This is a genomic window from Hymenobacter terrigena, from assembly GCF_054776515.1.
The window spans coordinates 251,887-269,545 of the sequence record NZ_BAAHBU010000003.1; the positions used below are offsets into that span (position 1 = coordinate 251,887).

General features: G+C 58.8%; 17 protein-coding genes. 11 read left to right on the top strand and 6 right to left on the bottom strand.

Annotation, left to right across the window (positions count from 1 at the left end; genetic code table 11):
* Window positions 1-507: 507 nt before the first annotated feature.
* Window positions 508-996 carry an HPP family protein gene (locus ACYU7Q_RS14195; RefSeq protein ID WP_460610563.1) on the bottom strand — a complete coding sequence of 163 codons (489 nt, stop codon included), beginning with the start codon at window positions 994-996 and terminating at the stop codon, window positions 508-510.
* Window positions 997-1,446: 450 nt separating this feature from the next.
* Between ACYU7Q_RS14195 and ACYU7Q_RS14200 the strand changes: the two genes are divergently transcribed.
* Together ACYU7Q_RS14200 and ACYU7Q_RS14205 are read left to right on the top strand one after the other, a co-directional pair.
* On the top strand, window positions 1,447-1,725 hold the full coding sequence (locus ACYU7Q_RS14200; protein WP_460610094.1) for a DUF1294 domain-containing protein: 279 nt from the start codon (window positions 1,447-1,449) through the stop codon (window positions 1,723-1,725).
* Between the two features lie 128 nt (window positions 1,726-1,853).
* A complete protein-coding gene (locus ACYU7Q_RS14205; RefSeq protein ID WP_460610095.1) occupies window positions 1,854-2,612 on the top strand; it encodes a DUF72 domain-containing protein in 759 nt (252 codons plus the stop codon).
* Between the two features lie 145 nt (window positions 2,613-2,757).
* On the opposite strand, the gene ACYU7Q_RS14210 is transcribed toward ACYU7Q_RS14205, so the two are convergent.
* On the bottom strand, window positions 2,758-3,267 hold the full coding sequence (locus ACYU7Q_RS14210; RefSeq protein WP_460610096.1) for a hypothetical protein: 510 nt from the start codon (window positions 3,265-3,267) through the stop codon (window positions 2,758-2,760).
* 125 nt (window positions 3,268-3,392) lie between these two features.
* Between ACYU7Q_RS14210 and ACYU7Q_RS14215 the strand changes: the two genes are divergently transcribed.
* The 3 genes from ACYU7Q_RS14215 (at window position 3,393) to ACYU7Q_RS14225 (ending at window position 6,830) form a co-directional block, all read left to right on the top strand.
* Window positions 3,393-5,276 carry an ABC transporter ATP-binding protein gene (locus ACYU7Q_RS14215; protein ID WP_460610097.1) on the top strand — a complete coding sequence of 628 codons (1,884 nt, stop codon included), beginning with the start codon at window positions 3,393-3,395 and terminating at the stop codon, window positions 5,274-5,276.
* Window positions 5,277-5,384: 108 nt separating this feature from the next.
* Window positions 5,385-5,981 carry a histidine phosphatase family protein gene (locus tag ACYU7Q_RS14220; RefSeq protein ID WP_460610098.1) on the top strand — a complete coding sequence of 199 codons (597 nt, stop codon included), beginning with the start codon at window positions 5,385-5,387 and terminating at the stop codon, window positions 5,979-5,981.
* Between the two features lie 234 nt (window positions 5,982-6,215).
* Window positions 6,216-6,830 (top strand): DUF4136 domain-containing protein, encoded by a 615-nt coding sequence (locus ACYU7Q_RS14225; RefSeq protein WP_460610099.1) that lies wholly within the window; start codon window positions 6,216-6,218, stop codon window positions 6,828-6,830.
* Window positions 6,831-6,891: 61 nt separating this feature from the next.
* Here the strand turns inward: ACYU7Q_RS14225 and ACYU7Q_RS14230 are convergent, their stop codons facing one another.
* Entirely contained in the window at window positions 6,892-7,908 is a 1,017-nt protein-coding gene (locus tag ACYU7Q_RS14230; protein ID WP_460610100.1) for an XdhC family protein, read from the bottom strand.
* 84 nt (window positions 7,909-7,992) lie between these two features.
* A complete protein-coding gene (locus ACYU7Q_RS14235; protein ID WP_460610101.1) occupies window positions 7,993-9,411 on the bottom strand; it encodes a urate hydroxylase PuuD in 1,419 nt (472 codons plus the stop codon).
* A gap of 174 nt (window positions 9,412-9,585) precedes the next feature.
* Here ACYU7Q_RS14235 and allB point away from each other — a divergent pair, with 174 nt between their 5' ends.
* The 6 genes from allB to ACYU7Q_RS14265 all read left to right on the top strand — a co-directional run bounded on the left by allB (window position 9,586) and on the right by ACYU7Q_RS14265 (window position 15,433).
* Window positions 9,586-10,923 carry an amidohydrolase family protein gene (gene allB / locus ACYU7Q_RS14240; protein ID WP_460610102.1) on the top strand — a complete coding sequence of 446 codons (1,338 nt, stop codon included), beginning with the start codon at window positions 9,586-9,588 and terminating at the stop codon, window positions 10,921-10,923.
* 4 nt (window positions 10,924-10,927) lie between these two features.
* Window positions 10,928-12,181, top strand: coding sequence for a M20 family metallo-hydrolase (locus ACYU7Q_RS14245; protein WP_460610103.1), 1,254 nt, complete (start codon window positions 10,928-10,930; stop codon window positions 12,179-12,181).
* 2 nt (window positions 12,182-12,183) lie between these two features.
* Complete coding sequence (gene allE / locus ACYU7Q_RS14250; RefSeq protein WP_460610104.1) at window positions 12,184-12,930, top strand: (S)-ureidoglycine aminohydrolase; 747 nt, start codon at window positions 12,184-12,186, stop codon at window positions 12,928-12,930.
* Between the two features lie 108 nt (window positions 12,931-13,038).
* The gene (gene uraD / locus ACYU7Q_RS14255; protein ID WP_460610105.1) at window positions 13,039-13,548 is read left to right on the top strand and encodes a 2-oxo-4-hydroxy-4-carboxy-5-ureidoimidazoline decarboxylase; all 510 of its coding nucleotides are present in this window, start codon (window positions 13,039-13,041) and stop codon (window positions 13,546-13,548) included.
* Window positions 13,545-13,883 (top strand): hydroxyisourate hydrolase, encoded by a 339-nt coding sequence (uraH, locus tag ACYU7Q_RS14260; protein ID WP_460610106.1) that lies wholly within the window; start codon window positions 13,545-13,547, stop codon window positions 13,881-13,883. Before uraD ends, uraH begins: the two co-directional genes overlap by 4 nt.
* Before the next feature lie 110 nt (window positions 13,884-13,993).
* Window positions 13,994-15,433 (top strand): DUF6986 family protein, encoded by a 1,440-nt coding sequence (locus tag ACYU7Q_RS14265; protein ID WP_460610107.1) that lies wholly within the window; start codon window positions 13,994-13,996, stop codon window positions 15,431-15,433.
* Window positions 15,434-15,584: 151 nt separating this feature from the next.
* Here ACYU7Q_RS14265 and ACYU7Q_RS14270 read toward each other — a convergent pair whose 3' ends face one another.
* Both ACYU7Q_RS14270 and ACYU7Q_RS14275 read right to left on the bottom strand, forming a co-directional pair.
* On the bottom strand, window positions 15,585-16,082 hold the full coding sequence (locus tag ACYU7Q_RS14270) for a hypothetical protein (RefSeq protein WP_460610108.1): 498 nt from the start codon (window positions 16,080-16,082) through the stop codon (window positions 15,585-15,587).
* 176 nt (window positions 16,083-16,258) lie between these two features.
* A complete protein-coding gene (locus ACYU7Q_RS14275) occupies window positions 16,259-17,587 on the bottom strand; it encodes a nucleotidyltransferase family protein (RefSeq protein WP_460610109.1) in 1,329 nt (442 codons plus the stop codon).
* Window positions 17,588-17,659 lie beyond the last annotated feature (72 nt).

The window sequence follows — 17,659 nt, forward strand, 5'->3', positions numbered from 1 at the left end:
CGAAACGAACGATAGGCGGAAAGGTCAGTTGGCAATGGTGGAGGACATTGCTTGATGACGGGCTAAATGTAGAGAAAAAGAATGCGATATGCCAAACAAACCAACTAAAAATTTATGTTAAATAATAAGTTCTTGATTGATCAATCAAGGATTGACTTTCAAATAGTATATTTATAATATATAAATATTTATTATATAAACCGTAATGAATTCGTCCTCAATATTAAAAGCAACACGAGAATAAGGTCCCCGCTAGCTTTATATATTGAGGGCCTTTTTTGTGGTCGTGTAAGACGTCGTTTTTTAGACGCCTGCCACCCTTTCTGCCATTGATTTTATAAAAAGTGCGAAATCAGCACTTAAACCCAATTTTGACTATTTTGAGCCAGAAGCCGGCGGAGTAGGGGCGGGAAGCGGGAGCAGCAGTTGCGGGCATGGGTGCCGCAAAGGTCGGCAGGAATGGGGCGGCAGTTACGGCCGCGCGGCGGCAGGCTGGGCACTCGCCCCTTATCCGTGGTATCGGCGGCGCCAGAACCGGTACCAGTGCTTGTTGGCCGGGTAGTGCCGCGTGGCGGTCACGTTGTTGAATACCAGCGCCACCAGCAATAGCAGTACCACGCCCGTGAGCACAGGCATCAGCACGTAGCCGTAGCCCAGTGCCTTGAGCTTGGGCGAACCGATGACGGCAATTAGCGCCGTGGCCCCGCCGGGTGGGTGCAGTGTTTTGGTGATTTGCATGGCCACGATGGCCAGCGACACGGCCAGCGCCCCTGCCAGCCAGGCCTCCTGCGGCAGCCAGCGCTGCATCGTCACGCCGATGCAGGCGCTCAGCACGTGCCCGCCCAGTAGGTTGCGGGGCTGCGCCAATGGGCTGTTGATGACCCCGTAAATGAGCACCGCCGAAGCCCCGAACGACCCAATAATTAACGGCGCATCGGCGGGCAGCCGCTCCCGGTTGAGCAGCCCGATAAGCCCCAGGCCCACAAAAGCACCCAGAAACGTTCAGAGGTGCTCTTTGTAATCAAATAGCGTTTCCTGATAAACAATGACTTTTATCCGACGGGCGTGTCGGCGCAACCGGGTTCGCATGGGGCAAATCAGTAAGGGCTCCGCTGAGCCGGAGCGCAAAGGTCGGGCGCAACCTGCGCCTGGCCGCACCACTGGCTAACCCAAAGGCGCTTCTTACGCCGTAAAAACGCCTATGATTTCCGGCGGGCCGTGACAGGCAGAAGCCCCAGCCACTGGTGGGGCTGCTACTGCTGGAAGATACTCCACCTTTCCCTTGAACGCAGCGCCATAACTTGCGGCCCCGCTGGAGCCCTCTGCATCTGCCAAACCGCTGGTGTCGCGTCTTTCTCGCCCTTTTCGAACCTGCCCAACCGGTGCAGACCCGTGCCGCGACCACTCCGGCCGAAACCCCGAACGGCCATCGACAAGGCCTGCCCCATGACAATACTCCTGAGTTTCCTGTTGTTTCTCAATCTGCTGTGCTTCCTGCTCTTCGCCTTGGATAAAGGCAAAGCCCAACGGGGCCAGCGGCGCATTGCCGAAAAAACGCTGCACCTCGCCACACTGCCGGGCGCGGCCCCCGGCGCGTGGGCAGCAATTTTACTGCTGCACCATAAAAACCGCAAAGCCGCTTTCTGGAGCGTTACCCTGATGCTGACGCTGCTGCAAGGGGCGGTGCTCTATTTCGCGTGGCCCCATTTGCCGGCCCCGTTTTAACCGGACTAAAAGCCTGCCGCGGCCCAGGCAGCAGGTGATACGTTGGAACCCCGTGAAGATGCGCCTGGGGTAAAACGCCGAGCCGGCGTGGCCCGTTATACCCCGAAACTCCCGTCTAACTCCTTCCCATGCCCGCCCACCTTGGCACCCTGCGCACTGGCACCAGCGGCATCGTCGTGCCCGGCCCCAAGGCCACCTTTCCGGAGGCCTACCAGGCCACGAGCCGCCTCACCTATTACGCCACCCTGTTTAACTCGGTGGAGATTAACAGCACCTTCTACCGCATCCCCCAGCCCAAAACCTTTGCGGCCTGGGCCGCGGAAACCGGCCCAGCGTTTGAATTTACCATCAAGCTGTGGCGCGACATCACGCACACCAAGGTGCTTGCCGAGGACCTCTCCGGCATTGCCCGCTTTCTGGATGCCGCCCGGGAGCTGGGCCCCAAAAAGGGCTGCCTGCTCATTCAGTTCCCGCCCAGCAACACCATTCGGCAGCTAAAGGCAGTTAGTGCCCTCTTGACTGCACTTGCCGCGGCCGACCCCGCTCAGGAGTGGCGCAAAGCGGTGGAGTTTCGCCACCCCAGCTGGTATACCGATGATACGTTTGACATGCTGGACCACCACGGTGCCAGCCTGGTGCTGCACGACAAAGGCCCCGCCCGAAATGCCCAACTCAACGAGGGGGCCGACTTTGTGTATATGCGCTTCCACGGCCCCAAGGGAAACTACCGGGAGTCCTACGAGCGCGACTTTCTGCACGACAAGGCTGAGCAGATACACGACTACCTCCAGGAGGGAAAAGACGTGTATGCCTACTTCAACAATACCATGGGCGCCGCGTTTGAAAATGCCCAAGACCTGTACCGGCTGGTAGCGGAGCAGGCATGAGATGTACGACTCGCAGCACGGCCCAGCCGAGGTTTCCTGTGGGCTGTGACATGAAGAAGCCTCAGCCGCTGGTGGGGCTGGGGCTTCTGGGGGCGGTCGGAGCAGAGTTGGTGATGGGTTAGTGAATAAATCAACTCAACAATCACTAGGGCTGCGCATTGGTGAAAATACCGGCCGTAATAGAGCTGCTAGGGTCGCCAGCAGCGGGAACCCCTGCGGAAGACAGTGCCGAAAAGGTGCCGGTAAACCCGCCGCTAGCGGTGTCGTTCAGCGTGCAATTGACGTTGGATGAATACCAGCGGCTTTGGGGATAGGTCCCATTCATTAGGGCAATCCTGGATAGTCGATAGGAAGAGGTCGGGTCGCCGGTTTGCTTGACAAAGTTGAATAAGAGGGTTTCTGCGGCGGCCTGCGGTGCAGGAGTGGTAATAAGTTGTAATTCTAATACATCGAAGCTACCAAGTGGGGACGGAGTGCCAGGATGCATATACACTTTCGCGGTGCAATTTTTGGCGCTCCCATCCAATACATAACTCCCGGTATTGGGGGCAGGCGCCGCAGCCGGGGTTTCCTTTTTGGAGCAACCACTCACCCCAATAAGTGACATCATTACCAGGCAATACATCAAGCTGTTGCGGTAAATTGAGTGAGCCATGAGTGAAATATTGAGTCGGGTCAAATTAAAATAATGCCCCCAATATACTGCCCCACCTCCACGCCAGCTCCCTGCCAAAACGGCCGCCCCGCCTCCCCGGCCCCAACTTTGCCATCTGCCGGGCAATGTTTGAATTCCTGAAATCCATCTCCGCCAAGAACCCCAACGGCCGGCGCGGCCCCGAGCAGCCCGCCGTGAGCGTGCGCGAGCGGGTATCGGCCCTGCGCCACCTGCCCGCCTTCCTGAAACTCATCTGGGCCACCAGCCCCCGGCTGGCCCTGGCCAACATCGCCCTGCGCCTCGTGCGCGCCGGCCTGCCGCTGGCCCAGCTCTACGTGGCCCGCCTGCTGCTCGACGCCATCGTGCACCTCACCCGGCTGCCCGCCCCCGAGCGCCAGCTCACGCCCGTGCTCACCCTCGTGGCCCTGGAGTTCGGCCTCGTGCTGCTCACCGATGCGCTGGGCCGCGCCGTGGCCCTGCTCGATTCGCTGCTCGGCGACCTGTTCGCCAACCAGTCGTCCATCCGCCTCATGGAGCACGCCGCCCGCCTCGACCTCGACCAGTTCGAAGACAGCACCTTTTACGACAAGCTGGAGCGCGCCCGCCGCCAAACCCTCTCCCGCACCGTGCTCATGAGCCAGGTGCTCAGCCAGGGCCAGGACATCGTGACGCTGGTGCTGCTCGCCGGCGGCCTCGTGGCCTTCCAGCCTTGGCTGCTGGGGCTGCTGCTGCTGGCCGTGGTGCCCGCCTTCCTCGGCGAGTCGCACTTCAACGAGCGCAGCTACTCCCTCTCGCACTCCTGGACGCCCGAACGCCGCGAACTCGACTACCTCCGCCAAACCGGTGCCTCCGACGAAACGGCCAAGGAAGTGAAGATTTTCGGCCTTTCCGATTTCCTCATCAACCGGTTCCGCGAGCTGTCCGACGACTTCTATCGCCAAAACAAAAGCCTCGTGCTGCGCCGCGCCGGCTGGGGCACGCTCTTCGCCGCCATCGGCGCCGCCGGCTACTACGGCGCCTACGTCTACATCATTGCCCGCACCGTGGCCGGCAGCATCTCGCTGGGCCAGCTCACCTTCCTGGCCGGCTCCTTCGCCCGCCTGCGCGGCCTGCTCGAAGGCATCCTCAGCCGCTTCAGCTCCGTGGCCGACGGGGCCTTGTATCTGCAGGATTTCTTCGACTTCTTTGCGCTGCGGCCGCGCATTGTGCGCCAGTCCGTTGCGGGCGAAACCGCTCGCCCTTTCCCCCGGCCCATTCAGCAGGGGTTTGAGTTTGAAAACGTCGGGTTCCAGTACAAAAATGGTATAAAATGGGCCATCCGGAACCTGAGCTTTACCCTCGAAGCCGGCGAAAAGCTGGCCCTGGTGGGCGAAAACGGCGCCGGCAAAACCACCCTCGTCAAGCTCCTGGCCCGCCTCTATGACCCCACCGAGGGCCGCATCCTACTCGACGGCTACGACCTGCGCGAGTACGACCCCGCCGAGTTGCGCCAGGAAATCGGCGTCATCTTCCAGGATTTTGTGCGCTTCCAGCTCCCCGCTGGCCAAAACCTCGCCGTGGGCCGCATCGACGAGCGCCACAACCAGCCCCGCATCGAAACCGCCGCCCAGCAAAGCCTCGCCGACACCGTCATCGCCAAGCTCCCCGGCGGCTACGACCAAATGATTGGCCGCCGCTTCAACGGCGGCGTGGACCTGAGCGGCGGCGAGTGGCAGAAAATTGCCCTCGGCCGCGCCTACATGCGCGACGCCCAGCTCCTCATCCTCGACGAGCCCACCGCCGCCCTCGACGCCCGCGCCGAGTTCGAAGTCTTCGAGCGCTTCAAGGAGCTCACCCAGGGCAAAACCGCCGTCCTCATCAGCCACCGCTTCAGCACCGTCCGCATGGCCGACCGCATCCTGGTCATCGAAAACGGCCAGTTCGTGGAGATTGGCAGCCACGAGGAGCTGCTGGCGCGAGGTGGCCGCTACGCGGAGCTATTTGCCTTGCAGGCAGCCGGGTACCGGTAGAGGTTGTGCCGGATAATTGTGTTCTGAATACAATTACCCAGCACAACCTGCCTGCTACCTTGCGGCCAGCCGGCCCGGCCGGCCCGGTTTCCACTCCCCATCCCCACCATGCCCGAACTCACCGATTCCGATAAAGCCCGGCTGTACCTGATTTCCAAACTCCCGCCATTTACGCCAAAAGCGCCCGCCGCCCCGCCCGCGCTTGTGCTGCGCATTGTCATCATCCGGCACGGCGAAAAGCCAGCCGAGGGCGACAACCTGTCTTGCGCCGGCCTGAACCGGGCGCTGGCCCTGCCCGCCGTGCTCAATCAGCTGATGCCCACGCCACCCAACCTCACCTTCGTGCCCGTCATCGGCACCAACGACAAGGACACCACCCGTGTGCGGATGCTGCAAACCGTGATGCCTTACGCCGTGCGGCACAACCTGACCATCAACAGCGACTTTATGGTGAAAAATACCAAAGCCTTTGCCCGGCAGCTGCGCAAGCTGCGGGGCACGGTGCTGGTGGTGTGGGAGCACGACTGCATTGTGAAAATTGCGCAGGACCTGGGCCTCAAAAACGTTTCGGACTGGCCCGATACCGATTTCGACAGCATCTGGACCGTCAGCTTCAGCGGGGGCGGCGCCCGGGGCAAGGCCAAACGCCCGGTGCTGACCAAAAGCCGGCAGCACATCCACCCCTCGGTAATTTGCCCGGGCTAGCGCGCCTGTCGCACCAGTTCGTGGGAATTGATGGGTGTGAAGCGCGGCCGGCCCGGGCGGGCAGTACCCTGAATGAGGCGCTGTGCCGGCCGCCGACCACTGCTAATCGGGGCTGGCGCGGCGTGAGACGGATATGAGCCGGGTAATCATAATTTTTTCATGCATCATCAGCCTGTAAGTGCCTAAGGTTTCGTAAATTGGTAATTCCATCTTCCAACGAGAATTCCTTTAGACATGAAGCCTGTTACTACATTATTGGCACTTGTCGTGCTGGCCCTCACAGGCTGCATGGCCACCCGCGAAGCGCGGGTAGATTCGGATTATAGCTATCGGGGCAATTTCCGTCACTACCGTACCTATGACTTCGTGACCGGCACCGGCCTCACCTCCGATAGCAGCGCTTTGGGCCAGTCCGTGCGCGAGGCCATCCAGCAGCGGTTTTTGGCCCAGGGCTACCGCCGGGCCAAGCGCCGGCCCGATATGCTGGTGAACTTTCGGGTGTATCAGGGCGACATGAAATTCCACGGTTTTCAGCAGGAAGACCTCAGCCAGTGGATTAAGCGCAACATCGAGGAAACCGACGACACGCCCAAAGAAGAACGCCAGGGCTACGAGCCCATTCGCCTGCTACTGGCCGAAGGCACGCTTCTGGTCACGCTCATCGACGTGAAAACCAACCGTGCCGTCTGGAACGGCTACGCCTCGGGCGTGACCGTGCCCGAAGGCCCCATGGGCGAAGTCGTGCTCCGCCGCTCGGTACGCTCCATCCTCGACCGCTACCGCATTTTCACCGAAGAGTTTGCCAACGGCACCGTTTCGCCCAACGAGGCCAGCGACACAGAGCGGTAAGCTCATTGTAGCGCGGAATTTTAGTCCGTGAGTGGGCAAAATGCGGCAGATGACTCGCGGACTAAAAGTCCTCGCTACGCCGCACCTGAATCAGCTCGGCCGCGATGCTAATGGCAATTTCCTCCGGTGTCTGGCTGCTGATGGGTAGCCCGATGGGGCCGTGCAGCCGCGCAATCTCGGCTTCCAAAAAACCTTCTTCCCGTAGGCCCCGCCGCAGCTCGGCCACTTTCACGGTGCTGCCCATCACGCCCAGGTAGCGGTAGGGGTGGCGCAGCAAATGGCGCAGCACAACGGCATCGGTGCGGTAGCCTACGGTCATCACCACCACGTACTGGTGCGTGCCGGCGGGGATTTCGGCGGCCACATTTTCGTAGTCGATGACGCGGCGGCGGTGGGCCGCGTGGTTGCTTTCAAGCGTGGGCAGGTCGGGCCGGTCATCCAGCACGGTCAGTTCAAAATCGAGCGCCGCTGCCACATTGGAAAGCGCTAAGCTCACGTGCCCACCGCCCACAATAATTAGCTGGTCGCGGAAGCCCAGCCGCTCGCGGTAGCGCCACGCCACGCCCGGCCGAAAGTCGTAGAAGGCGGGCAATTCAGGTTCCGGCGCGGCGGCTTCATTAGCCGCTGTCGGAGTTGCTACGGGTGCCATAAACAGGAGTCCGTTGGCCGTGCTCAATTCCAAAAAGCCGCCGCTGAGCGTTTGTAAGGCATTTTCGATGGCGGCCACGGTGGCCAAATCACCGGCCGTCAGCGGCCATAGCAGCACATCCTGCTCGCCCGAGCACATCATGCCGGAGCGGTCGGCCGGAGCCTCCCGCCGATGAATCTGGGGCCGCAGCAGGGGCGTAGTGTCGCCGGCTTGCAGGCGTTGGCGGGCCAGCTCCACAAACTTGTGCTCCATAATGCCCCCGCCGATGGAGCCGGCCACGGCATCAGCCGTCACGGCCATCTTGAAGCCCTGGCGGCCGGGGCTGCTGCCTTCGCTGCGCAGTACGGCCAGCAGGGCCACGGGCGTGCCGGCCCGCAGGCTGGCAGCGGCGAGGGTCCATACGGGCAGGTCGCGGGGCGAGGCGGGCATCTTTTTAATGGTTAATGGTTAGTGATTAATGGTTTGCAATGAGTGGGTGTCGGCCACAGTTCATTAATCACTCATCACTAACCATTATTTATTAGCGCCCTGATTAATCCAGCAGGCAATCAGGTCGCGCTCTTCCTGGGTAATCTGGGTTTTGTTGTTCTGGGGCATCGTTTTGGTGACGACCACGCGCTGCATGATTTTGTCTTTCAGGCGAATAATGTCTTCCGGAGTGTCATACACCACGCCGTTGGGCGGCGATTTAAATACGTCGTCCGTCGGGTGCGCGGAGTGGCACTGAATGCAACGCTTCTGCACAATCATGTTCACCTGGCTCATGGTGACCTGCTCGGTGCAGGCGCTGCCGCCGGCCGCCGCGCTGCCCGGCTGAGCGGGCGGGGCCGTCACGAACACCACGCCCAACAGCAGGACCACGGCGGCGGGCAGCACCCACACGGCGGTATCGGTCTGGTGCTTTTCGCGCAGGTTCAGCCAGTGCTTCACGCCGGCCGTGCCCAGCGTGATGGCCGCCAGAATGGCCCACGGATACGAGTGCCCAAACGTGCTGGGAAAGTGGTTGCTGACCATCACGAATAGCACCGGCAGCGTGAAGTAGTTGTTGTGCAGCGAGCGCGCCAGGGCGTTTTTGCCCAGCGTCGGGTCGAGCGGCGTGCCTTCGGTAGCGGCCTTCACCATGGCCTTCTGAGCCGGGATGATGGTGAAGAAAACGTTGCCCACCATCAGCGTGCCCAGCATGGCCCCGAAGTGGATGTAGGCCGCCCGCGAGCTGAACACCTGCGCATAGAAAAACGCAAACGCCGTGGCAATGATAAACCCAATGACCATGAACCACTTGCTGCGCACCAGCGCCGTGCGGCACAGCCCGTCATAAATCAGCCAAGCCGCCACAAACGAGCCCACGCCGATGCCCACGCCCGCCAGCGGTGAAATATCCAGCACCCGCGGGTCAATCAGCATGGAGCTGGCGTTGAAATAATACACCACAAACAGCAGGCTGAACCCCGACAGCCAGGTGAAATAGGCCTCGTACTTAAACCAGTGCAGGCTTTTGGGAATGACTTTCGGCGCCGACTTATACTTCTCCAGGTAATAGAAACCGCCGCCGTGCACGGCCCACAGGTTGCCGGCCAGCTCCTCGCGCACGTTGTCGGTGCGGTTGAGGGCGTTTTCGAGGAATACAAAGTAGAACGAAGCGCCAATCCAGGCGATGCCGAAGGTGATGTGCATGAGGCGCACCACGATGTTGAGCCACTCCAGAATGTGGCCCGCCCAGGGCGTGTCGCGCGCCAGCACGTAGCCAATACCCACGGCCGCGATGACAGCCAGCAGAATCAACGCGTAGGAATAGCCTTCGAGGGTAAAGCCGTTATCGCCCACCACACCGCCGCCGGGCCGGGTTTTGGCCACGCGCTGTAGCCCGAAAATGACGCCCAGCAGCAGCAGAAATGCCAGTATCAGGGAGAGCAGGGTAATGTATTGAAGCATAGGGTAAGCGGGTAATGGGGGATTTTGGGGTAGCGCAGAGAGGGTAGGAGGGTGAGGAAAAAATCAGCACCTCCTGCTTCGGCTGCGCTCAGCAGAACGGACGACTACGTTCTTCTTCCCGCTAATTAATTAAACCGGGAAAAAGCCCCCAATTTAGCGCCAAATTCCCTACTCATGTCAACACTTGCTTTGCGCAGTCAGCGCGTCGTCACGCCCGAGGGCGAGCGCGCCGCCACTCTACTCCTCGAAAACGGCCGCATCAGCGCCGTGCTGGCCCATGACGCCGACGTGGCCGGCGCCACGTTGGTCGACGTCGGCTCCCACGCCGTGCTGCCCGGCGTAATTGACCCGCACGTGCACATCAACGAGCCCGGCCGCACCGACTGGGAGGGTTTCGACACGGCCACCCGCGCCGCGTTGGCCGGCGGCCTCACCGCGCTGGTCGATATGCCGCTGAACTCGGCGCCCGTTACCACGTCGGTGGCTAATCTGGAATTGAAAAAAGCCGCTACCAGGGGCCAGCTGCACACCAACGTGGGTTTCTGGGGCGGCGTGGTGCCGGGCAATGCCGATGAGATTGAGCCGTTGATTGCGGCCGGCGTGCTGGGCTTCAAAGCCTTTCTGACGCACTCGGGTATCGATGATTTTCCGAACGCGACGGAGGATGATTTGCGGCGCGTGATGCCCATGCTGGCGCGGCACAAGTTGCCGCTGCTGGTGCACTGCGAGTTGTCGGAAGACAACGACGACTGGAAAAAAAACGACCACCGCTCGTACCCTAATTACCTGGCGTCGCGCCCCAAGAAATGGGAAGACGATGCCGTGGCGATGATGATTCGGCTGTGTGAGGAGTTCAACTGCCCGGTGCACATCGTGCACTTGTCGTCGGCCGATTCCATTGCGCCCATCGCCGCTGCGAAGGCCAAAGGACTGCCGTTGACGGTGGAAACCGGCCAGCACTACCTCTATTTCAACGCCGAGGACATTGCCGACGGCCAGACGCAGTTCAAGTGCGCCCCGCCCATCCGCGAAAAAGCCAACAACGACCAATTGTGGGCAGCGCTGCAAAGCGGCATCATCGACTTCGTGGCCACCGACCACTCGCCCGCGCCGCCCGATTTGAAGCAGCTCGAAAACGGAGATTTTACCACGGCCTGGGGCGGCATTGCTTCACTGCAATTTGCCCTGCCGGTGCTCTGGACGGCGGCCCGCCGGCGCGGAGCTAGCTTGTCGGACATCGTGAAATGGCTGAGCACCAACCCGGCGAAACTGGCCGGCCAAAGTGCGAAAAAAGGCCGGATTGCGCCCGGCTTCGATGCCGATTTAATCGTTTTTGACCCCGAAAAGACCTTTATAGTGAGCGAAGAGCTGATTCTGCACAAACACAAAGTGTCGCCTTACATTTGCCAGGAATTGGCGGGCGTGGTGGAATTAACTTTTCTGAAAGGCGAACAGGTTTTTCAGCGCCCGAATTTCACCCACCTCAACCACGGCGAATTTTTAACCCGGTAACGGAATGCAGCAGGAATACACGGCCCGCGCTGAGCGAATTATGCAGCGCATTAACGAGCTGGCGGCCATCAGCGAGGACGCGGATGGCGTGACGCGCACCTTCGGCACGCCCGCCTTCCTCGAAGGCCGTGCCCTAGTGCAAAGCTGGCTGGAGGCCGCCGGTCTGCTCACCCGCATCGACGGCATCGGCAACCTGCGCGCCCGGCTGGAAAGCCAAAACCCCGACGCCAAGACCTTCGTGCTGGCCTCGCACATCGATACGGTGGTGAATGCTGGCAAATTCGATGGCCCGCTGGGCGTGCTCATGGGGCTCGATTTGCTGGAAAACCTGCTGGCGCAGAAAGCCGAGCTGCCCTTCCACATTGAGCTGATTGCCTTCAGCGACGAGGAAGGCGTGCGCTTCCATACCACCTACCTGGGCAGCAAAGTAGTCACCGGCGCCTTCGACCAAGCCCTGCTGGCCCGGCGCGACGAAGCGGGCATCTCCCTCGACCAGGCGCTGGTGGCCATGGACGCCGATGCCTCGCAGCTCACGCTGGATGCCATTCCGGCCGCCGAGTGGCTGGGCTATTTTGAAATGCACATCGAGCAGGGCCCGGTGCTATGGGAGCGGAACGTGCCGGTGGCGCTGGTGACGGCCATTGCCGGCCAGCAGCGCGTCGAATTAACGTTTAAAGGCATGGCCGGCCACGCCGGCACCGTGCCCATGAACATGCGCCAGGATGCCCTCTGCGCCGCCGCTGAGTTCGTGCTCATTGCCGAGCAGTTTGCCCAGGCGCACGGCCAGGGCTTGGTAGCCACGGTAGGGAAGCTGGCCATCAGCCACTCGGCCAGCAACGTGATTCCCGGTGAAGTAACGTGCAGCCTCGACCTGCGCAGCCCCGACGAGCAGCAGTTGGCCCAGGCCTACGATTCCCTCCACAGCCACGCCGAGTCGATGGCCATGCAGCGCCACGTGGCGCTGGAGTGGAAACTGATTCAGCAAACCGCGCCCGTGGTCTGCGATGCCAATTTGAATACGCTGCTGGCTCAAGCCATTGCCGATGCCGGCCACGAAACCATTTCGCTGGTGAGCGGCGCGGGCCACGATGCCGTGCCCGTTTCGTTTGTGGCGCCGGCCACCATGCTATTCATTCGCTGCTACAAAGGCATCAGCCACAACCCGTTGGAGAACGTGGAATTATCTGATTTGGCCGCTGCCATCGCCGTGGCCGACCAGTTTATGGCCCTTCTCCGCACCCAAAATCCCACCCGCTAATTATGGAAATGTCCGCCCTGACGCGCTCAATAGTGAAGCGCAACCACGCCATCATCGCCCCCGACGGCTACATCAACAGCAACGTGCCCGGCTGGACCGGCTGCACCACCAACGTCATCATCAACGAGCAGATGGGCGCGCGCCTCTGCCAGACGCTCATCACCCTCACCGAGGCCGGCCGCGTGCAGGGCGAAACCGAGGCGTCGCAGATTTTCTTCTACGTGGTACAGGGCGGCTGCACGGCCACCGTGGGCGGCGAAACCAGCGCGCTGAAAGTGGGCGAGTACGTATATGTGCCGGTGGGCCAAAGCTATGATTTTAGCCAGCCCGAAGCCGGCACGCAGCTTTTGACCTTTCATAAGGTGTATGAGCCGCTGGCGGGCCACGCCACGCCGGGCGTATTCTGGGGCGAGCGCGACTACAGCAAAGCGCCCATCTACATGAACGACGAGGCCCTTCGCATCCAGGAATTGCTGCCGAATGAGTTGGGCTTCGACATGGCCGTGAACATCTTCACCTACGGCCTCGGCGGCAACCTGCCGATGGTGGAAACCCACATCATGGAGCACGGCCTGATGTACCTCGAAGGCCAGGCCATCTACATGCTCGACCAGTGCTGGTACCCGGTGAAAAAAGGCGATTCCATCTGGATGGCGCCTTATTGCCAGCAGTGGGCCACGGCCATGGGCCAGGAGCCATCGGTGTACATCTACTACAAGAACGTCAACCGGTTTCCGACGGTGAAGTAATTAATTAAAGCTGTCATCCTGGGCGCAGCGAAGGACCTTATCACGTTCGTATAATTAATTCATGCGTGAAAAGGTCCTTCGCTGCGCTCAGGATGACAATGTAGAATTATGACCCTCGAAGAACTCAATCACCTCCCCAAACACGCCCTTGCCGAAGCTCTGCAAAAGTGCTGCGGCTCGACCAAATGGGTGGAAAATATGCTCGCCGTCTTCCCCGTATCTGACGCCGAAACGCTGATGGACGAGGCCAACACCGCATGGAATAAACTGAGCGAAGCCGACTGGCGCGAAGCCTTCACGCACCACCCCAAAATTGGGGGTGATGTGGAAGCATTACGTGCCAAATTCGCCAGCACCAGCACCTGGGCCGAGGGCGAGCAAGCCTCGGTAAAACAGGCTTCGCAGGAGACTTTAGAAGCATTGGCGACGGGCAATGAGGACTACGAGCGCAAGTTCGGCTACATATTTATCGTGTGTGCCACCGGCAAAACGGCCGACGAAATGCTGGCCCTGCTGCAAGCCCGCCTGACCAATGACTCCGCCGACGAAATCCTCATCGCCGCCGGCGAGCAGAACAAAATCACCCGCCTCCGCCTCGAAAAACTCCTCGCCGCATGAGCCAGATTACCACTCACATTCTTGATACCACCAAGGGCAAGCCAGCGGCTGACGTTAGCATTGCACTGCTGCAGCAAGTCGGCGATAATTGGCAGGAAATAGCACGCGGCAAAACCAACGCCGACGGCCGCATTCCCGATTTATTGCCAAAGGAAAAACAAGTGGAATTGGGCGTATATAAAATGAAATTCTACACCCAGGAATATTTCGCGCAGGACGGCACGGCTAATTTTTATCCCTTTGTGGAAATCGTATTCAACGTGGCCGAAAATGCGCATTATCACGTGCCGCTGCTGCTGAACCCGTTCGGCTATTCCACATACCGCGGGTCGTGAGCACGATGTAGCGCGAAGCTCCAGCTTCGTGTTTCGGCCGCGCCATTACAACGATTATCGTTCAACGATACGCGAAGCTGGAGCTTCGCGCTACATCCTTAATTCCCACCATGAAACTCAGCTTACAAGATTCCGACAAAGCCGCCCTGCTCGACCAACTGGGCACGGCCAACCTGGCCTTCCAGCAAACCTACCCCGGCGACCGGCCCGACCGCCAGCCCGTGCACACCGTGTACGGCGGTGCCAACCTCTTCAAGGCCGATACCTGCGTGAAAATGGGCGAAATCGCCCTCAACAACCTGCTCACCTACGCGCCCAATTTCGTGGAGCTGGCCCGCGCGCTTCAGTTCAAAAACCACGAGCACCTGCCCACGCTGGAAGCTGACGTGGCCGCCCTCACCGCCAAGCTCGACGCCATGAGCCCGGAGGACCGCAAGCAGGAGCCCGCCTGGCTGGCTTACTCGGTGTACAACAAGATTGTGGCAAAGCTGAAGCGCGAGGCCGTAGAAGACTTCCGCGTCGATTTTGAAGACGGTTTCGGCAACCGGCCGGATGCCGAGGAGGACGAAACCGCCGTGCGCGCCGCCAAGGAAGTGGCCAAGGGCATGCAGCAGGGCACGCTCTCGCCGTTTATCGGCATCCGCATCAAGCCCTTCACCGAAGACCTCAAGCAGCGCGGCGTGCGCACGCTCGACATTTTCCTGACCACGCTGCTGGCCGAAACCGGCGGCAAGCTGCCCGACAACTTCGTGGTGATGCTGCCCAAAGTGACCATCCCGGAGCAGATGACGACGATGGTGCGCCTGTTTGAGCTGCTGGAAAAGGCCAACGGCCTGACCCCGGGCACCCTGAAGATGGAGACGATGGTGGAAGCCACCCAGATTATCATGGACGAGGAGGGCCGCAACCCGCTCATGCGCATCATCCGGGCCAGCGAGGGGCGCTGCATTGCGGCCCACTTCGGCACCTACGACTACACGGCCAGCTGCGGCATCACGGCTAAGTACCAGACCATGGCGCACCCTGTGTGCGACTTCGCCCATCACATGACCAAGGTGGCGCTGGGCGGCACCGGCATCTTCCTCTCGGATGGCGCGACCAACGTGATGCCCATCGGCCCGCACCGTGGCGACAACCTGACGTTTGCCCAGCTGCGCGAAAACCGCGAGTCGGTGCACAACGCTTGGCGCCAGGCCTACCACCACAGCACGCACTCGCTCATCAACGGCTTCTACCAGGGCTGGGACCTGAACCCCGCGCAGCTGCCGATGCGCTACGCCGCCACCTACAACTTCTTCCTCAGCAGCTACGATGACGCCGTTTTTCGCCTGAAAACCTTCGTGGAGCGCGCCGCCATTTCCACCCTCACCGGCGACATCTTCGACGACGCCGCCACCGGGCAGGGCCTGCTCAACTTCTTCCTGAAAGCCCTGAACTGTGGCGCCATCTCGGAAGAGGAAATCCTCGCCACCGGCCTCACCCTGGAAGAAGTGCAGACCCGCTCGTTCTACCGCATTCTGCAAGGCCGCCGCGCCAAAGCGACGGTTTAGCGCGGTCCCGCGAAACCTCACCCCCAGCCCCTCTCCCCAGCAGAGGGGAGCCTGACGATTTCTAACAGAAAGAGCCCATTGCTGTATGCAATGGGCTCTTTCTATTGGTGCCCGCATCGCCGGCAAGCGAAGCGGCAACTAGTTGCCCCCGTTACAGCCAGGCCGCGCTGAGGGCGTACGATACGGCCATGACGCCCGAAAACACGGCGCTGACCATGAAGCGCCGGCCGGTGGTTACGCGGTTCTGAATGTAGTAGTTGGCCGCCAGCGAAACCGGCGCGTTCAGCAGGAAGGAGCGGCCCGCCACAGGCAGCAGCCCCAGCGACAGCGTTTCGGCGGCCCCGCCGAACACGCCCAGAAACACGTAGTGCCGGGCAATCCAGAGCGGGTTGAAGTAGAGCAGGGTGAGGGCCGCGCGGCTGGTTTTGCGCAGCTGGCCGCTGCTGGGGCGCACCGGCACCCGCGAATCGAGCCAGCGGAAGTAGGCCGGCACCTCCGTGGAATAAAGCAGGCCGCCCACCAGGGCCATGCCCAGCAGCCGCAGCCAGCTAAACTGATGCAGCAAAAGCGCGGCGGCGGTGTCGCCAGCCGCATAAATCAGAAAACCTTGCACGTGGGTGCCAAGGGGAATAGAGCGGGTAAGTTGCAAGGAACGGATAGGGTCGTAAAAATCGGGGTGCAAAAGTACGAAAACCCTTTCCGGCATCATAGGTGCGGCGAAAGAAAACGGCGGGCGGCGTTGGGTCGCCTGTGCCGGCTGCGTCGTCGTCCCGGTCCGCGCTGGCCCAACTCCTGCCTCAAAGCACTGCGCTGCGTCAGAAACGTTTAGACAGGGAATCCATTACTGGATAGCAATACTTTAGTCTGATTTTGGTACTTGTTAGCTGTCCTTTTGACAATTTGATTAATTATGAAACCTGCAATGCCATTTTTAGGGCTACTGGAATTATAGGAATTGTCAATTTTTCTTCCTCTCTCTTGAATTAAGAGAATTTGTTTATTGATGTCATTCGTCCATTCTCTTCTTTTGCTGCGATTTATTCGCTTTTTGCCTTTTTCCTTCTCCACCTCTTCAACCTGTTTGATTTCAGCAACTAGGTTGCTTAATTGTGCGAACGAGAGACTGTGATATAATTCTACTGTTTGGTAGAATTTGTAATACTCTCTTTTTTGCATTGATTCAATGATAATGCTTTCTAGAATATCATAACATTCTGTTAAAAAAGAGTGAAACGTTAGGATGTAATTTGAGTAAGCAATACTCATCTGGTTATAGCTTGGCGAAGGAAGATGAGTTAAAACTATGTTAGAACTCTGATTGCTTTTGTAGGCATTGAAGTAAGTTGTTTCTGCCTCGTAAAAACTTTTAAAGGAGCTAATTTTAGGTATATTATCTTTTTGGGTTTCAATTAGAAAGAATTTGTGGTTGTTCTGGCTTTCTATGTCAAACCATTGCTTTCTAACCTGAAGATAATTTCGTGAAAAAACATCACTCAATTTTTTAAAATAATTATACTCCTTAAGTATTGATGATATTTCGTATTTCTCTTTTGTAGAAAGAGTGTTGACGATTGATAGCAGATAGTGAAATCTGAGAAGCTTTTTATCTTCGCCATATTCCTTGAGCTTAGAATCAAACAATAAATCTGAAATTTCTACTAGCGTCGCCCAATTGTGGTCTGTCTTATTTCGTATTTGTATCTCAATAACTTGACTGTTTGATTTAAGCTTGATAAAAATGTGAAGTGACTTGTATCCATTCTTTTGAGGTTTATGGATATAGTCGTATTCTTTTACTATTTCTATTACTCCATTTTTGCTGATTAATTCTTTTAATTTGTAAACGTCGCCATTATTTCTCAAGATGCACCGACATCCTCCGATGTCCCACATGCGACTAAACCGCATTTCAGGATATCGAGAAAGTTTCCCCGTGATTGATTCAATGCGCTTAATACGATAGGTTACTATCGATGAAGGATGTATGGTTCTTGTTGAAGTACATAATATATTGAATATTTGAGAGAGAACTTCCTTGTATGAAATGCGATAGTCTTGAAGTTTCTCAAGAGTTGCCTCATTAGGATTACCATCTTCTTCGCGGATTTTATTCCCGAGCCTATCAACATCACCCTTTGATAGTGTTTTACTCATTGTTGATTATAGTATTGTTTAAGTATATCTCAGTACGTGTTGAATTTGACGCACTTTTATGAAATTCGTCGA

What these genes read in the sequence shown, in the direction of transcription:
- ACYU7Q_RS14275 (WP_460610109.1), bottom strand. Translation starts at nt 17,587, where the DNA reads ATGAGTAAAACACTATCAAAGGGTGATGTTGATAGGCTCGGGAATAAA.
- ACYU7Q_RS14225 (WP_460610099.1), top strand. Translation starts at nt 6,216, where the DNA reads ATGAAGCCTGTTACTACATTATTGGCACTTGTCGTGCTGGCCCTCACA.
- ACYU7Q_RS14235 (WP_460610101.1), bottom strand. Translation starts at nt 9,411, where the DNA reads ATGCTTCAATACATTACCCTGCTCTCCCTGATACTGGCATTTCTGCTG.
- ACYU7Q_RS14215 (WP_460610097.1), top strand. Translation starts at nt 3,393, where the DNA reads ATGTTTGAATTCCTGAAATCCATCTCCGCCAAGAACCCCAACGGCCGG.
- ACYU7Q_RS14230 (WP_460610100.1), bottom strand. Translation starts at nt 7,908, where the DNA reads ATGCCCGCCTCGCCCCGCGACCTGCCCGTATGGACCCTCGCCGCTGCC.
- allE (WP_460610104.1), top strand. Translation starts at nt 12,184, where the DNA reads ATGGAAATGTCCGCCCTGACGCGCTCAATAGTGAAGCGCAACCACGCC.
- ACYU7Q_RS14200 (WP_460610094.1), top strand. Translation starts at nt 1,447, where the DNA reads ATGACAATACTCCTGAGTTTCCTGTTGTTTCTCAATCTGCTGTGCTTC.
- allB (WP_460610102.1), top strand. Translation starts at nt 9,586, where the DNA reads ATGTCAACACTTGCTTTGCGCAGTCAGCGCGTCGTCACGCCCGAGGGC.
- ACYU7Q_RS14265 (WP_460610107.1), top strand. Translation starts at nt 13,994, where the DNA reads ATGAAACTCAGCTTACAAGATTCCGACAAAGCCGCCCTGCTCGACCAA.
- ACYU7Q_RS14220 (WP_460610098.1), top strand. Translation starts at nt 5,385, where the DNA reads ATGCCCGAACTCACCGATTCCGATAAAGCCCGGCTGTACCTGATTTCC.
- uraD (WP_460610105.1), top strand. Translation starts at nt 13,039, where the DNA reads ATGACCCTCGAAGAACTCAATCACCTCCCCAAACACGCCCTTGCCGAA.
- ACYU7Q_RS14205 (WP_460610095.1), top strand. Translation starts at nt 1,854, where the DNA reads ATGCCCGCCCACCTTGGCACCCTGCGCACTGGCACCAGCGGCATCGTC.
- ACYU7Q_RS14210 (WP_460610096.1), bottom strand. Translation starts at nt 3,267, where the DNA reads ATGGCTCACTCAATTTACCGCAACAGCTTGATGTATTGCCTGGTAATG.
- ACYU7Q_RS14245 (WP_460610103.1), top strand. Translation starts at nt 10,928, where the DNA reads ATGCAGCAGGAATACACGGCCCGCGCTGAGCGAATTATGCAGCGCATT.
- uraH (WP_460610106.1), top strand. Translation starts at nt 13,545, where the DNA reads ATGAGCCAGATTACCACTCACATTCTTGATACCACCAAGGGCAAGCCA.